Genomic DNA, 13,877 nt, shown 5'->3' with positions numbered 1-13,877 from the left:
TATCCATTATTCCCGCTATCGCGCAATAACCTTGTAGACCGGGCGCAGCTTGGGAATCTGCTTGAGGACCACCTGGATAACCGTCATCAATGGCACCGCCAGAAGCACGCCCACTGGCCCCCATAGCCAGCCCCAGAAGAAGATCGAGACGAAGATAATCACCGGATTGATGGCCATGCGGAAGCCATGGATCCAGGGCTCGATAAACAGACCCACAAGGGTTGTCAGCCCCAGGAAACCCAGGGGCGCGATCGCCATCATCCAGAGTTCATCCAGGCTGACGGCTGATACGATTGTCAGCATCGAAATCGAGAGAATATTGCCCAGATAGGGAACAAACCGGGCCAGCCCTGCCACCAGCCCCCAGACCGCCGGATCCGGCAAGCCGGCGCCCCAGGATATAAGGCCAGTGATAGAGCCAACGGCCAGATTGCTCAATCCCAGAACGCCCAGGTAGCGGGCAATCTGATGCTGCGAATCATGAGTGATCCGCAAAACCGTTTTGCGCTGATCAATGGGGAGCTGACGAACAAAGTTTCTGGTCAGGCGGTTACCGCTGACCAGAAGGAAATAGGTCAGTGCCAGTGCCAGCGCGAGGCCCGCGATGCCGTTCCGGGCTTTGGCCATCAACTGGCTACGCCAGGAGTCCGTTTGCAGAACAACCGTCGTTGGCTGTTGTTGTTCTATCTCGGAAAGCTCCTCCACGGATTTCTCAACCTGCTTCGCTGATTCCGTCACCCTGGCAATCTGGCGACTTATCTCACTCTGGCCTACCAGCAGCCTGGAGATACCCTGCGGCACCTCTTCCATCCACTTCAGCGCCGGAGTGGCGACAGCAACGGCAATACCGACAATCCCGGCCAGTACCAGCAAGACCAGAACCAGCGAGCTGACCACCCGCGGAATCCGCCAATTCACGTAGGCCTTCTTCACCAGTGGCGATAACAACAGGCTCGTCATTAACGCGAGAATGATGGGCATCACAATCTCATGGGCCAGGTACAGGGTGTACAGAGTACCCAGGCCGAACAGCCCGTAGATCGGCGTGGCAAGATCCGATGAAATCAGCGGGCGCCTGCTTTCGCCCGCCGAGTCGTTGTTTGTGGAATGGTCGTCCATGATGAACCCTGCAGACCTTGAGAAAAATCCGGCCCGGGAAAAGCCAGGCCAGCGTTCAAAGCGTTCAGTCTACCTTCACCACTGCGCGGGCGCATCCGGGAGAGGGTTACGGGAGGTTCACCTCAAAGCATGATTCAGGTGCACAAAGTGAGACTCTGGTCCCTCGCCAGGCACAAACTATCGCTATGGTAATTCTGTTAATCAGAGCGAATTGTTAGTATGGCACCAACACATGGAGTGTTAATCCCAGTGCACGGAGCAAGCATGCGTTACCTCGTTTTTTCTTCCCTCGTTCTTACATCAGCCCTTTCCGGTTGCAGCCTCTATTTCGAATCCCAGGCAAAAGACATGGTCCAGCGACAGATGGATGCCATGGTTTTTGTGGAAGGTGGGGAGTTTATGATGGGGAATCCAGGTGGATGGGATGGGAGCAGTGATAGCTGGCCGCCTCACAGGGTGGTTCTGGATGATTTCTATATTCAGAAGTATGAGGTTACCCAGGGAGATTTTGAGCTGTTTATAGAGGTGACGGGGTATGAGCCCTCCGATGATCGCTATGAGGACATGAGGGATAAAATGTCCGAGCGCTTTGACGATGAATTCCCAGCTGTCGCATCCTGGGTAGATGCGAAAGCCTTTTGCCAATGGCTGGGCGAACACGCTGGCACAAAAGTCCGGCTTCCCACAGAGGCAGAGTGGGAGTTTGCTGCACGTTCTCGGGGGCAAATGCTTCGTTACGCAACCGAGAACGGAGAGGCTATTGAAGATGTCACCATGGCTGCCAAGGTTGAGCATAGCCGGTACGCCCCACCACCCTATGAAGTCGCAATGCCAAACCCGCCCGGCACGTTTCCACCGAATGCGCTGGGGTTATATGACATGTCGGGGAACGTTGGAGAGTGGGTTAGCGACAACTACTCAGAGGACTTCTACGAGCACTCTCCCGTTAACAACCCTAAAGGGCCCGCAGAGGGACAGAAGGATATTTTCGAAGGCTTGCCCTATCGGGTGTTACGAGGTGGTAATTATGAGAACTTCCTTGCAAACACAACAATATCCCGACGAAAAGGCTCGCAGACGCTCGCTTCAGAGATCCGGGGGTTCCGTTGCTCTACAGATTCAGGCTTAAAATAGACCATCATGCAGCATTAACTGAGCACGCCTGACAACCACCGCTCAGCCTTTTCAGATTGAGGCGAACGCAATAATCGGCGAGCAATCAGTCGCGCATAATTGGTCTTGAGATCATGGAAGCCGCCTTTCTTCCCCTCATTACCGATCCGCTTCAAAATCTCCACCAATTCCCGATGCATGGTTACCGTCTCAAGGATCTTCATACTCGCTTCGTCAGCAATTGATCGGTATGGATCCTCAAAACCGAAGAAAGCGGAACTGTCTTCCATCAAAATCTCCAAAAGCTCAGCTTTTGCAAGAGGGGGCAGCCTGGCCACATCGTTATTCGAAATAACAGCCTTAGCAACATCCCTTACTCTCGAATTAGCTGTGCTCAGATCCGCCCAGAACTTTTCGATTCGTTCTGCCCCCTGAGAAACAAACTCTTCAAAGTCTGATTTCGTTAAAACAAACGCTTTTAAAAACAACGTGATCTGCTTGAATGCACCCTCATCAATCCAGTCCAGAAATCTGAAATCACTCCGCTCCAGCGACCAGCGGACAAACTTCCCCAACTCCCAGATCTGCTTGCCATTGAGTTCGGCGGCAATTCCGCCACCTCCGCCAGCACCGACAACCAGCCTACCGTTAAGTGCCATGTACAATGTATCCCGCTCAAGAAATACCTTGTAATCAAAACCGGCCCCGATTCCTGCGGATATCGCAATCTCCGGCTTTACATCCAGCAAGGATCTGAATTCGGAGCCCAGTGCTTTTTGATCTTCGGTGATCTCCGTGCTTCTTGAGGAGCTACCCTCACCAGAACCCTGGTGATCGGCAACCTCCTGATAAGCCGCCTTCCACTTAACCCCAAACCTGGCTTCATTACTCACCGTCGCCCCGGCAAATGCCTCCCCGTTAGTTTCCCCAGAAATACCGACTTGCCCCGGGGCACTTGATACCTTCGCATTGGCTGCAAGAGAGACGCAGGCACCAGCGAAGCCCTGGATCCGGTACTCCGCATCGGCTCTGAAGTAACCACAATGAAGCTTTATCTGATTTCCCTGGTGGTTCTCGTATTCGAGAATAACCTTTGCTCCGGTTTCATCAGGTATTCGTGCCGCAAAGGTCGCCTCACCCTGCAGCAAACTGTACGCACCCTGCATTTGCGTGCCGATGTAGGCCTCGCCCTTCTGGGGATCATAGTTGGCTTCCAGACTGCATTGAGCGGCAAACCGGAACATCTGTGCTTCAGCACTGGCAGCGAAGCGCCCATCTTTGGTCGACGCTTCTTTTTTAAATAATTCGATTTCCAACTGGTTGAAGAAGTTGTCCTCTTTACTCTTCCACTCGGCGAATTTCACCTTGAGCGACCGATTGTTCTTCAGTGAATCTTTGGCCTCGCCCCAGGCTCGCTCAAAGTCGGCGGCGTTCATCACTGCACGAACATCCGAGGCCTTCAATGGCTTCCAGTTACTGCGCAATTGATTCAGAACCTCCTGGCGGGCGTAACGATAACCAGCGCCACCAGTGTGCTTCAGTTCGATCAACGGGCGGGCTTTCATTGAACTGACATTGGGTTTGGCAAGAACATCGACAGCCGAGGGAGGGCTGGTTTCCACCAGGCCTCTGAGGGTCTTCCCAATATCGACGATCAGGTCCCGGCGTTCCTGCTGCTCCTGACGATGCTTCTCAACCTCCTCGTGGTGGATGACATTCCACAGCCGGACGACCCAGGACACTTTCGCCGCATAGTCGCTGACGTAATCCATGTACGGAATAAGTTCACCATCGAGCTCGTTGAGCCGTTTCTGCTTTTCTACGAGAGACTGGATATCGGACTCGGCAATGAAATCAGGCCAGCGGGTATAATTTTTCAGCTCGTCGGCTTCATACCTTAGCTGACGTGCTTCCTGGCTGTCTGCGTCGTCGGCACTCTCCACCATCCGGTACTGAATTTCTGCCTCGAGCGCCGCGCGAAGAAACTTCAGCCTTTCATCTATTGCCGATAGGTCTTGTTTACTGGCGTCGGCGATCAGTTCATGGGCTTCAACCTTGGCTTTCACACCTGGCAGGGTCGCCTCCAGTTCCGCACAAAGCGTTGTGAACACCTTTACCGAAAGCTGGTCCCTTGCATCTGTCAGATTGCGTTGACTGGCCGGAAACAGGATCTGGTTTCGAATCTGGTTGATTTCATACTCAATCCGCTTTGCACGACGGCGCTGATGTTCAAGCCGTTGCCGCTCCCTTTTCCAGCGCGCTTCGTAGTCTCTGAGCAGTTCTTTTGCAGTCGAACTGTGCTCCGGCTTCGGGAGCGCTCCCAACTTTCTGAGTCTGTTCCAGGCTTTTTCCCGGGCGGCAGGTATCTCTGCTTTTGGCCCTTCTTCCGCCGCTTTCAGTTCAATCAATGGCTCGTTAAGCGTTTCAATCTCCCTATGCAGATCTCTTAGCTGAGTTCGGGTAAGCGCATAGAGAACGTCTTCCTCACCAGTGACATGGACAAGCGCTTCGCATTCTATCGAGCACTGGGAACATTCGAGATCATCTTTTGTATCATCATTGGCCGACTGTGCTGGCGGCAAAGCATTCCGGGTTGCGGGGTTATCAGGCACTGTCAGATTCCAGCCGGCCTCTATGTGATTCACATCCTGAATAATCGGGTTCTCAGCCTTGATCTCATCCAGCGAAACCTCGTAACGGGAAGCAATACCTGACAGGGTTTCACCTGACTGAACTTTATGTTGTGGCATCCGTGGACTCCAATATGCTTTCCATAGCGTTCAAACGGTCCGCCGGCGTCATATCCGGCTTGTTCATGATTTCTCGATAATCCAGCCGGCCAAGCAGAGGAGCGCCATTGCGAATTCTCAGTCGCAACCAGCGCTCTTGCAGAGAAGCGGATTCAAAACCAAGACTGTTGGCTTCCTGCAGCTGCTCTAACACCCAGACTCCGGGGTTTTCGCTATAGGGCAGGTAATCCCGGTAGACATTCGTGTAGACCATGGCACGATCTGCCAACCGAAAACCCGGCAATTCCAAGAGTTCTGCCTGAGACAACGAAATACCTTCAGGGGCATCGCCTGTTTCTGTTTGACCGGCAGACCGGTATGCGTACCAGGCGCCACTCTGGCTCCAATAGATCGCCGCTCCTGGGTTCACCATGCTCCGTGATCTTTCCTGGAGTGTTGCCATCAGCGGCCGGAAAGACCTTGGATCGTAAAACCGGAAAAGACGCTCATCCGAATCCGCAAGCGCCAGCAGCCATCCCTGAGCCCACTCAAAAACCTGCTCCGGGCTCTCAGAGGATTCAACGAGGATGCCCAATGGCAATTGGGTCAACCGTTCTTTCAGCTTGTCCCGGAAGTGGCTGTCGCCAGCGAATTCCAGAAATACCGGGCCAGCCTGCCAGGAAGCTTGCCATCGGGTATTTTCCAGAAGACTCCGCCAATGAACAGCGCCCTGTCGATCAGAGTCGTACAGAAATTGCAGAAACCGTTCATCAACCGCGAGGTCGATGAAGGCAAAGTCTGCTCGGAAGGGTTCCTGATTTAGCAACTCGAGACGATCAAGCGTGCTGATGTAGTTTGCAGCGTCCATTCTCATCAAACTCGCAAGCGGAAACGACGGGCGCTCCCTGGTTGGCTGATTCCTTCAGCAATATTGAGGGATCTGCTACGACTTGTGGGGCACCCTTCCCCGAAGCCCGCTGGTTGGTTTCAGCCAGCTGCACGGCGTCCCGGCGCCCGGATTCCGCAATAACCCCGAGAGGCAGTTCCGGCGTCTCGCCAGCCGCACCACTCCCGCTCCCCGGCCCACCACCGGAATTCATCCGTACTGAAGGACCAGACACCGTTACCCCACTGGGGTCCACCTTCACAAAACTGCCACCGGCTTTGAGAGTGACTTCGGCGCCAGCTTCGATGACGATCTTGATACCCGCCTTGTGGTGAATTTCGCTGCCGGCTTCGATGAGCTGGCTTTTGCCCTGTTTGCTGTGGTGGCTGCCGTTGACGGTGAGACTGGAATCGCCACTTATGCTTTGGCGATACTCGCCATCAACGGTGACATGGTCGTTACCTTTGGTCTGGCTGAAGCGGTTGTTCTCGACGGTGAGGTGGCTATCGTTCCGGATCACCTCGGTCCGGTTGTTCTCGGTAAGCAAGTCCAGGTCTTTCTGGGCGTGGAGGTAGATCTGCTCCTGGTCGGCTTCGTCTTCAAACCTCAGTTCGTTGCTGCCCTCGCCCTTGTGGGTTTTGGTTTTCAGGGTGGTGCGGGTCTTGTGTTCCGGAAGCGCATAAGGCGGCTTGTTGGTGATGTGATGGGTGCGACCGGTGATGATGGGCTGGTCCGGGTCGCCGTCCAGGAAGGAGACAATCACTTCGTGGCCAATCCTGGGCAGTGCCATGAAGCCGTACTGGCCGCCGGCCCAGCCCTGGCTGACCCGTAGCCAGGCGCTGCTGTGTTCGTTATTGCGGCTGTATCTATCCCACGGAAAGCGGACTTTTACCCGGCCGTGCTTATCACAGTGAATCTCTTCACCCTCGGGCCCGGTGACCATGGCAATCTGCGGGCCGTCCATCCGGGGGCGGTGTTGGGTTTGTGGCCGCCAGGGGATGTCGGCGGGCACCGCGCGGAATTGGTTATGGTAGGTGGTCGGCTCGCTGCCGCCCTCTTCTTCCAGGGCCTGGGGTTGGGTGCCGGTGTGGATGATCGCCGTCAGCAGCCATTCCCGGTTCAGGGCATCGCTGCCGTGGTCAGTCAGTTCTACCTTGGCACCCGCACAGAAATCCGGGCGGTTGCTCTCCCCGGTGGCGGTGCGGGCGTCGTTGCGCAGGGACTGAAGTCTGGCTTCGGTGAAGGGCTGGCCACTGGCGTCGGCCTTGAAGCGGCCGGGGTAGTCGTAGTGCTGGTAGTCCTCGCGATGATGCAATCCGCCGGTGGCATTCTCGTGCATCAGGGCGTAGGCCGGATTCCTGAAGGTGTAGTCCTTCATGGCCACGGAGGCCACCCGCACCCGCTCCTCATACCGGAAGCGATACACCACCGGGCGCCGGGTGCTGCCGCCCGCGTTGGCGTTGTACTCCGCGGGAGCCAGTGTCGGCGCATCGCCGTGGTGATCGGCGATGACCAGGGCCGGTTGAATCTCCCCGTCCACGCTGCCGTGTTCGTAGCGGTAGTGCCAGCCTTCCTCGGCGGCCAGGCGTTCGACAAAGGCCCGGTCGCTTTCCCGGTGCTGGACGCAATACTCCCGCTCTTGCGGTGGGCGTTTGAAATCAAAGACCGAATCGATAATGCCCCGCTCCTCCAACAGGGTCCGCACGATGGTATCGGTGCCTTGGGCCTGGAAGATCCGGCTGTTGTGCATCAGGCCCAGACGCCAGAGCGGGGGCTGGATGACCAGTTCGTAGCGGGTGCGCCGGTGGCCGGAACCGCCCCGGGCGAATTCGCTGACCACGCCGGTGAAACGCCGAAGCGGCACGCCGTCCTGCCAGACGGCGAGATCGACCGGTTGTTCCAGAATGTCCGCAGCCTGAATCGACCGGTCGGTACTGGCCAGCTCAAGGCGACCGTGGAACACCTCGGAAAGGCGCTCGGCCAGGGTGAAGCCAACCACTGAGAATAGATCCGGGGGGAGTTCGCCAACATGGGCGGTAAACTGCAATCCGCTTGCCTGGGGCATATCTTCAATCCCTGAAGTTGGGGTCAGATGAACTTTCATCTGACCCCGAATTCCACGCCAACCACATCCTGGTCGGGTTGACAAACAACAACTGGCGGAAAACTTACCAGCACTGGTTCAGAAAATCCAGTGGTGAGGGCTGAACATGGGGTCAGATGAAAAGTTCATCTGACCCCATTTTCATCTGACCCCGATTTTAGGTTACTCGGGTTTGTACAGCCGCTGGATACTGGAAAAGTCCAGCGTGCCATTGCCCTGCCCGGCATGGAGCTCAAACAGGTTGCGGGCCAGCGAGCCCATGGGGATCGCCGCGTGGTTCTTCACCGCGTTGTCGAAAGCCAGACCCAGATCCTTGTTCATCAGGTTTACCAGGAAGCCGCCCTCATAGCCGCGGGATGCCGGCACGCCTTCCATCACACCCGGCCAGGGATTGTAGACGTTCAGCGCCCAGTTACCGCCGGAGCTCTGTTTCATGATTTCAGACAGTACCGCCGGATCGAGACCGTTCTTCACGCCCAGAGCCAGGGCTTCACTGGTGCCGGCCATCAGGATCGCGAGCAGCATGTTGTTGCAGATCTTGGCGACCTGACCGGAACCATGCTCACCGGCGTGGAAGATGTTCTTGCCCATGGCTTCCAGGATCGGCTTTGCCTTGCTGAAGGTCTCTTCCGCACCGCCGCAGATAAACGTCAGCGCGCCTGCCTTGGCACCGCCTACACCGCCGGAAACCGGTGCATCCAGGAACGGAATATCCTTCGCTTTTGCGGCCTCGGCCACACCGCGGGCTGTTTCCGGCGCGATGGTGGAGGAATCAATCACCAGGGTACCGGCCGGCAGATTGGCCAGCAGGCCATCGTCGCCCAGATACACGGCTTCCACATGTTGCCCGGCGGGTAGCATAGTGATGACACACTCGGCGCCATTGGCCGCTTCGTGGGCGGTGTCGGCGGTTTTTGCGCCTTCGGACACCAGCGCTGCAACGGCGTCTTTCGAAAGATCGAACACGGTGACGTCGTGGCCGGCTTTAACGAGGTTGCTGGCCATGGGGCCGCCCATGTTGCCAAGGCCGATGAAGGTAATTATTGCCATGTCTCTTCCCCTAATTCTTGTATTTGATTCGTAGGGCTTGCCTTATCGGCAGCCCGGGCTCTCTTGTCAAAGCTTGTCGGATCAGCGCAGCGTAATCCGGCAACAGGCCTGCTACCGGGTAAAAAAGTCGTCGATCCAGGCACTGTCCATCTCGGCAAGGGACGCATAGCGCCAACGCGGCTGCTGGTCCTTGTCAATCAGAAGCGCACGGATACCCTCTGCGAATTCCCCTTTTGTCAGGCACTTCCGGGAAAGCGCCAGTTCCTTATCGAGCACCTCTTTCAAGCTGTCGTGTTTGCAGCCGTGCAAGTGGCGCCAGACCAGAGCCAGGGACGTTGGTGAGGCGCCGGGCAGCGAACGGGTTGCCTTGGCTACCCAGCCTTCACCGCCGGCAAGTTCGCTCAACTGGCTGACGGTCGCTTCCAGGGAATCGGCATCGGTGACCCGGTTAATCTCATCAAAATGGGCCCGTACCGGCGATTCCGGTATGGCATCACCACTGTGGCGTTCAAACTGTCTGAGCACACTGCCAACCACGGCGTGGGCCTCGTCATCCTGCCAGTTGCGCTTGCACAGCTCTGCTACCACATCCGCTTTCAGATCGTGCCGGATAAACCGATCCGCCAGGCCGGTAAACAGGGCGTCTGCGCCATTAAGGCGGGCACCGGTCAGGCCCAGGAACAGCCCGGTACGGCCGGGGGTGCGGTTCAGGAACCAGCCAGCGGCAACATCCGGATAGAGGCCAATGCTGATTTCCGGCATGGCGAGTTTCGAGCCTTCGGTCACTACCCGGTGGGAAGCGCCTTGCATGATGCCCATACCGCCCCCCATCACAACGCCATTGCCCCAGCAAACAATGGGTTTCGGGAAGGTATGGATCAGGTAATCCAGCTCGTATTCCTCGGTGAAGAACGCCTCACCTTCACTGGCAGCCTGGGGCTCGGTCATACTGCGATACAGGGCGACAATGTCGCCACCGGCACAGAACGCCCTATCGCCTTCGGCTTCAAGCCAGACTGCCTGAATGGCCGGGTCCTCTGCCCACCGCTTCAACTGCGGTGTCAGCAGGCGAATCATCTCCAGAGACAGCGAGTTCAGCGTCTTCGGCATGTTCAGCCGGGCCACGGCAATCAGCGCGCCGTCGCCTGTTTTCCACTCTTCAAAGATAATGGGGTGATCACTCATAACAGATCCTTGAGCCAGGGTTCAGGGCGCCGGCCTCAGCGGTTTTTCCATTCCGGCTTGCGCTTGTCGAGAAACGCATTCACGCCTTCTTTCTGGTCTTCGGTGGAGAACAGCTCAACGAACAGCTCCCGTTCCATACGCCAGCCGTCGTCATGGCTGCGACCGTCGCGGGCGCTCATCACCAGGGTCTTGCAGCGGGCAGTGGAAGACGGGCTCTGCTTGCAGGCCATTTCCGCCAGCTCCAGGGCCTTTTCAAGCCCCTTACCCGAAGGCACCACTTCCTCAACCAGGCCGATTCTCAGGGCGGTATCCGCATTGACGCGCTCGCCACACAGGATCATGCGTTTGGCCCAACCTTCACCCACCAGCCAGGGCAGGTTCTGGGTACCACCGGCACAGGGCAGCAAGCCCACGGACGCCTCCGGCAAGGCCATCTGGGCATGCTCCTCAGCAATACGGATATCGCAGGCCATGGCGCACTCCAGGCCGCCACCCATGGCGTAGCCATTCACCGCCGCGATTGACACACCCCGGAACCGGCTGAGGGTCGCAAACGCCTCACCAAACAACTGGCCCATTTCATTGGCCCGGGCCTTGTCACCGTCGGCGAAGGTTTTCAGGTCGGCACCGGCGGAGAAAAATTTCTCGCCCTGCCCGGTCATTACCAGGGCAAAGATGTTTCGGTCTTCGTTGAGTTCACCAACCCTGTCCATCAGGGCAATCAGGGAATCCCGGGTCCAGGTGTTGGCCGGGGGGTTGTTGATGGTCAGTATTGCAATGTGCCCGCGTTTTTCGAGCTGAATCAGATCGCTCATTTTATTCTCCCGTTCTGAAAATGGGGTCAGATGAACTTTCATCTGACCCCGTCTTTATGCCTACTGAATGGCTTCCGCCACGCCGTCCTCGAGCAGACGGCGGGCGACAATCAGGCGCATGATTTCGTTGGTGCCTTCCAGAATCTGGTGCACTCGCAAATCGCGCAGGTAACGCTCCAGCGGGTATTCGCGAATATAGCCATAACCGCCGTGCAGTTGCAGGGCCTCGTTGACCACCTCAAAGCAGGCGTCGGTGGCGAAGCGTTTCGCCATGGCACAATGCAGGGTTGCTTCCGGATCGGCGTTATCGAGCTTGAAGGCACCCAGGCGAACCATCTGCCGTGCTGCGACCAGATTGGTGCCCATGTCGGCCAGTTTGAACTGCAGGGCCTGAAACGCGGCCAGCGGTTTGCCGAACTGTTCGCGCTCGTGCATGTAATTACGGGCCCGCAGCAGGGCTGCCTGGGCACCACCGAGGGAACAGGTGGCGATGTTCAGGCGCCCGCCATCCAGGCCTTTCATGGCAATGGCAAAACCGTCGCCTTCCTCGCCCACACGGTTGCTGGCCGGGATGCGCACGTTCTCAAGGCTGATCATCCGGGTTGGCTGGCTGTGCCACCCCATTTTCTCCTCGTTCTTGCCATAGGAAACGCCATCGGCGTCTGCAGGAATCACGAAGGTGGAAATACCTTTGTAGCCGGAATCCGGCGCCCCGGTGCGGGCCATGAGCACCAGGATATCGGTGGCGCCGGCACCGGAGATAAATACCTTGCTGCCGTTAATCACATAGCTGTCGCCGTCCCGGACTGCCTTGGTACGAAGGCTGGCAGCGTCTGAACCGGCGCCCGGTTCGGTCAGGCAGTAGGACGCCAGCCATTCGCCGCTGGCCAGTTTCGGCACGATTTCCTGTCTTAGGTCGTCCGAGGCGAAGCTGGCAACCATCCAGGTGGCCATATTGTGGATGGTGATAAATGCAGCCGTTGAGGGGCAGGCCGCGGCGAGCTCTTCCACGATAACGGAGGTGTCCAGCCGTGACAGGCCCATGCCGCCAAGGGCTTCCGGGGTGTACATGCCCATAAAGCCCATCTCTCCGGCTTCTTTGAGCACATCCGTCGGAAAGATATGTTCGTCGTCCCACTTTGCCGCGTACGGCGCCATGGCTTTCTCCGCAAACGCCCGGGCCGCCTCGCGAAACGCCTGCTGGTCTTCAGTGAGGTTAAAGTCCATCGTTACGCTCCAGATAAAAGAGGCTTGGCATTGAAAGGGGCGAACAACAAGGGGCCGGAAACGGATTCCGGCCCAAAGACCCCACCTTCAACGCAATTAACGCAACTGGATAGAGAAGTTGGCTTCCGAGCTCGTCGCCTCACTGGAGAACCAGCGGGAAGTAACCGTTTTGGTTTCGGTGTAGAAGCGAACCGCCTGCTTGCCGTAGGCGTGCTGATCACCATAGAAGGAGCCCTTCCAACCGGTGAACGAGAAGAACGGCAGGGGCACCGGAATGGGGATGTTTACACCGACCTGGCCTACATCGATCTCATGCTGGAACCGGCGTGCAGCGCCACCGGAGCTGGTGAAGATGGAAACACCGTTACCGTATGGGCTCTTGTTAACCAGCTCAATCGCCTCACCCAGGCTGTCCAGCTCAACACAGGACAGAACCGGGCCGAAGACTTCCTCGTTGTAGATGTCCATTTCCGTGGTCACACCGGAGAACAGCGTGGGACCAACCCAGTTGCCATCAGGCAGGCCATCGACGGTGCAACCACGGCCATCCAGCAGCAGGTTGGCACCCTGAGCCTCGCCGGTGGCAATGAGGGATTCGATACGATCTTTCGCCTTGCCGGAAATCACCGGACCATAGCTGGCGCCGGCGTCATTCCAGGCACCGGGACGAACCCTGGCCATGGCTTCCTTCAGCTCCGGAATCCACTGCTGGGCCTCGCCCACGAAGACGGCCACGGAAATCGCCATGCATCGCTGGCCGGCGGCGCCAACAGAAGCGCCCACCAGGGCGTTGAGTACCTGCTGTTTGTCGGCATCCGGCATGATGACCATGTGGTTCTTGGCGCCGGCGAAGCTCTGCACACGCTTCATGTTGCGGGTGCCGGTTTCATAGATATAACGGCCGACAGGCACAGAACCCACGAAGGAAACGGCCCTGATGGCCGGGTCGGTCAGAAGCACGTCTACCTGCTCCTTGCCACCGTGAACCACCTGCAGAACACCCTTGGGCGCGCCGGCTTCTTCAAACAGCTCGGCAAGGCGCATGGGAGTCAGCGGGTCCTGTTCGGACGGTTTCAGGATGAAGGTGTTACCGCAGGCAATGGCCATCGGGAACATCCACAGCGGGATCATGGCCGGGAAGTTGAATGGTGTAATACCCGCGCAAACACCCAGCGGCTGGATCCAGGAATGGGTGTCCACTTCACGGGCCACGTTTTCAACGGTCTCGCCCATCATCAGGGAGGCGACGTTGGCGGCGTGTTCAACCACTTCGATACCACGCCAGACATCGCCCTTGGCGTCATCAAAAGTCTTGCCGGTTTCCTTGGAGAGGATTTCGGCGATCTCGTCATGATGTTCTTTCAGCAGGGCCTGATAACGCAGCATGACCCGGGCACGCTCGGAAACTGGCACTTCTTTCCAGGTGTTGAACATTTCACCGGCGCTTTCGATGGCCTTGCGCATTTCCGCATCGGTGGTGCACGGCGCCTTGGCGATCACTTCGTTGGTCGCGGGGTCGGTGACATCAATCCAGTCACTGGTGTTGCTCTGGACGAATTCACCTGCGAGATACAGCGGCACATTTTTCATGTTGATATCCCTGTTTGTTGTTGTGCGGGAAGCCAGCCGAAACCCGTTGGGTTCCGACC

General features: G+C 57.4%; 10 protein-coding genes. 1 reads left to right on the top strand and 9 read right to left on the bottom strand.

What is annotated here, in order from left to right; translation table 11 throughout:
* Positions 1-15: 15 nt before the first annotated feature.
* Positions 16-1,119: an AI-2E family transporter gene (locus NLK58_RS19155; RefSeq protein ID WP_341581488.1), complete on the bottom strand. Its 1,104-nt coding sequence runs from the start codon at positions 1,117-1,119 to the stop codon at positions 16-18.
* Between the two features lie 264 nt (positions 1,120-1,383).
* Between NLK58_RS19155 and NLK58_RS19150 the strand changes: the two genes are divergently transcribed.
* On the top strand, positions 1,384-2,253 hold the full coding sequence (locus tag NLK58_RS19150; RefSeq protein ID WP_162893774.1) for an SUMF1/EgtB/PvdO family nonheme iron enzyme: 870 nt from the start codon (positions 1,384-1,386) through the stop codon (positions 2,251-2,253).
* A gap of 14 nt (positions 2,254-2,267) precedes the next feature.
* Here the strand turns inward: NLK58_RS19150 and NLK58_RS19145 are convergent, their stop codons facing one another.
* The 8 genes from NLK58_RS19145 to NLK58_RS19110 all read right to left on the bottom strand — a co-directional run bounded on the left by NLK58_RS19145 (position 2,268) and on the right by NLK58_RS19110 (position 13,818).
* Positions 2,268-4,982: a LysM domain-containing protein gene (locus tag NLK58_RS19145; RefSeq protein WP_117619891.1), complete on the bottom strand. Its 2,715-nt coding sequence runs from the start codon at positions 4,980-4,982 to the stop codon at positions 2,268-2,270.
* Positions 4,969-5,829 carry a DUF4123 domain-containing protein gene (locus tag NLK58_RS19140; protein WP_341581487.1) on the bottom strand — a complete coding sequence of 287 codons (861 nt, stop codon included), beginning with the start codon at positions 5,827-5,829 and terminating at the stop codon, positions 4,969-4,971. Before NLK58_RS19140 ends, NLK58_RS19145 begins: the two co-directional genes overlap by 14 nt.
* Complete coding sequence (locus NLK58_RS19135) at positions 5,798-7,912, bottom strand: type VI secretion system tip protein TssI/VgrG (protein ID WP_341581486.1); 2,115 nt, start codon at positions 7,910-7,912, stop codon at positions 5,798-5,800. Before NLK58_RS19135 ends, NLK58_RS19140 begins: the two co-directional genes overlap by 32 nt.
* 201 nt (positions 7,913-8,113) lie before the next feature.
* Entirely contained in the window at positions 8,114-9,001 is an 888-nt protein-coding gene (gene mmsB, locus NLK58_RS19130) for a 3-hydroxyisobutyrate dehydrogenase (protein ID WP_341581485.1), read from the bottom strand.
* 111 nt (positions 9,002-9,112) lie between these two features.
* The gene (locus tag NLK58_RS19125) at positions 9,113-10,186 is read right to left on the bottom strand and encodes an enoyl-CoA hydratase/isomerase family protein (protein ID WP_341581484.1); all 1,074 of its coding nucleotides are present in this window, start codon (positions 10,184-10,186) and stop codon (positions 9,113-9,115) included.
* A 35-nt stretch (positions 10,187-10,221) separates the two neighbouring features.
* Complete coding sequence (locus tag NLK58_RS19120; protein ID WP_117620466.1) at positions 10,222-11,001, bottom strand: enoyl-CoA hydratase; 780 nt, start codon at positions 10,999-11,001, stop codon at positions 10,222-10,224.
* Between the two features lie 60 nt (positions 11,002-11,061).
* Positions 11,062-12,228 carry an acyl-CoA dehydrogenase family protein gene (locus tag NLK58_RS19115; RefSeq protein WP_341581483.1) on the bottom strand — a complete coding sequence of 389 codons (1,167 nt, stop codon included), beginning with the start codon at positions 12,226-12,228 and terminating at the stop codon, positions 11,062-11,064.
* A 96-nt stretch (positions 12,229-12,324) separates the two neighbouring features.
* The gene (locus tag NLK58_RS19110) at positions 12,325-13,818 is read right to left on the bottom strand and encodes a CoA-acylating methylmalonate-semialdehyde dehydrogenase (protein WP_117619886.1); all 1,494 of its coding nucleotides are present in this window, start codon (positions 13,816-13,818) and stop codon (positions 12,325-12,327) included.
* Between the last annotated feature and the right edge of the window lie 59 nt (positions 13,819-13,877).

The sequence above is a fragment of the Marinobacter metalliresistant genome (assembly GCF_038098645.1).
Taxonomy (GTDB): Bacteria; Pseudomonadota; Gammaproteobacteria; order Pseudomonadales; family Oleiphilaceae; genus Marinobacter; species Marinobacter metalliresistant.
Note: the sequence above shows the minus strand (reverse complement) of the source record. Positions and strands in the feature narration are given on the sequence as shown.